At 44.3% G+C, this 1,623-nt stretch carries 2 protein-coding genes and 1 other annotated feature; both genes read right to left on the bottom strand.

The features are described from left to right. Positions 1–536 (bottom strand): class I tRNA ligase family protein (locus AC1DSE_RS35045; RefSeq protein ID WP_477529100.1); only part of this gene is annotated, 536 nt, incomplete at its 3' end. Positions 537–582: 46 nt separating this feature from the next. Continuing rightward, positions 583–884 (bottom strand) — a binding site (T-box leader). A 79-nt stretch (positions 885–963) separates the two neighbouring features. Then, positions 964–1,461: a DivIVA domain-containing protein gene (locus AC1DSE_RS35040; protein ID WP_477529099.1), complete on the bottom strand. Its 498-nt coding sequence runs from the start codon at positions 1,459–1,461 to the stop codon at positions 964–966. Positions 1,462–1,623: the final 162 nt, after the last annotated feature.

Genomic DNA, 1,623 nt, shown 5'->3' with positions numbered 1-1,623 from the left:
GGACTTACGCGATGACCGCGGTACAGCAGACCTTTTCCGTGGATTGACGATAAAATATGCCATACACTCTCGATGTACTCGTTTTTAAGCGTGATATATGGATTGTCTAAATCCGTCCAATACGCGATGCCTTCTGTCAGCTCACGCCACTGCTTTTCATATTCAAATACGCTGTCTTTGCATTTTTTCACAAACTTCTCTACACCGTATTCTTCGATTTCCTGCTTGCCGGAGATGCCTAGCTGCTTCTCAACTCCAAGCTCTACCGGTAGACCATGCGTATCCCATCCTGCTTTACGGATAACACGGTATCCTGCCATTGTTTTGTAGCGGCAAATAAAATCTTTAATTACGCGGCCAAGTACATGACCGATATGTGGTGCTCCATTAGCGGTAGGCGGCCCTTCATAAAATACAAAATTCGGCTTGCCTTCCCGGTTTGCTATTGATTTTTTAAACGTTTCATCTGTTTTCCATTGCTCCAGCACTCGCAGCTCACGGGTGCGGGCACGTTCCTTAACGTCTACGCGTTGCATCGCTTCAGCCTCCTAATTTAAACAAAAATAAAGCCTCATCCCTATGAGAAGGGACGAGGCTTAGTCGCGTTACCACCCTTGTTCCGCACTGCTGTTGAAATCCAGCAACAAGTCAATGAGAGCAGACAGCTACGTTCAGCTGTGCTTCATGCGGCACCTTAGTCGCGAACATAATATTCGCGTTCCCTGTAACGGGGGACAGCCGTCAGCACTTACTGCTGCATACGCAGGTTCAGCACCGCTTCTCAGAGAGGATATTCCGCAATAGCTCACACACCGGGCTTTCAGCTGCCGCCGGCTCTCTGAGGAGTGAACTCAAAACGTACTTGTTCTCATCAACGAAGTTTAGATCATCAATTAATTACTATTAGTTATAGCGTAACAACAGGCCAAATGTCAAATGGCATTTCGCCTGTTTATAAAAAAACTAGCCGCGAGTCAATTCATGCTCGGTTTGTCTTACATGCGGCTCCAGCGTATCCCAACCATCTACCGAAAGCAGTTCAAGCTGAGCTTCTACAAGTGTACGGAAACGAGCACGGTATACGGAAGCTTGTTTTTTAAGCTCTTCCACCTCAAGAGAAACCTTGCGAGACTTGGCAAGTGATTCATYGATAATTCGATCAGCGTTTTTCTCTGATTCCTTAATGATCAACTGTGCTTCTTTCTTCGCGTTGTTTCTTACTTCATCGGCTGCTTCTTGTGCAACTATAATCGTTTTGCTAAGCGTTTCTTCGATATTCGTAAAATGATTCAATCTTTCCTGCAAGCCTAATACTTGGTTTTGCATTTCTTTATTTTCACGAATGAGCGATTCATAGTCTTTGATGACCTGATCTAGAAATTCATTAACTTCATCCTCATCGTAGCCACGTAATCTCCGACCAAACTCTTTGTTATGTATGTCCAATGGCGATAACGGCATTGGGGCACCTCCTTATGGTATTTGGAACATTCGTAACCGAAAATACACGATTTGATGAGAATAATTCGACAACTACAGGAAAATTCCTGCAATCATTCAAATAAATTTGCCGATCTTTACTCGAATTCTGCCTTTTTTTGTCACGCCATCCACCTCTAGTAC

This window comes from Paenibacillus sp. 01L418 (genome assembly GCF_056400045.1).
The sequence above is the reverse complement of the archived record's forward strand: the minus strand, read 5'-3'. Positions and strand labels throughout refer to the sequence as shown.